Annotated in this window: 1 pseudogene; it reads left to right on the top strand. The window is 41.4% G+C overall.

Annotation, left to right across the window (positions count from 1 at the left end):
- A pseudogene (locus tag PROVRUST_RS19885) lies at nucleotides 1-384 on the top strand (phage portal protein); the annotation flags it as partial.

A 384-nucleotide genomic window follows, 5' to 3' on the forward strand; every position in this document is an offset into this window, starting at 1 on the left:
TATGAGTTTGAAACCGGCAAAGTGCATCACTTAATTGAGCCTGATATTAACCAAGAAATTTACGGGCTGCCTGAATACTTAGCCGCTATTCCATCTGTGTTACTCAATGAAGCATCAACGCTGTTTCGCCGTAAGTATTACCTGAATGGTTCACACGCAGGATATATCTTGTATATCAGTGATGCTGCACAGAAAACCGATGATGTTGATAAAATTCGTGAAGCACTCAAAAGCAGTAAAGGACCAGGGAATTTCCGTAATTTATTTTTGTATGCACCAGGGGGAAAGAAAGACGGTATTCAAACTATCCCTTTGTCGGAGGCGGCAGCAAAAGATGAGTTTCTGAATATCAAGAATGTGAGTCGTGATGATATGTTAGCGGCG

Source organism: Providencia rustigianii DSM 4541 (assembly GCF_000156395.1).
In the GTDB taxonomy this organism is placed as follows: Bacteria; Pseudomonadota; Gammaproteobacteria; order Enterobacterales; family Enterobacteriaceae; genus Providencia; species Providencia rustigianii.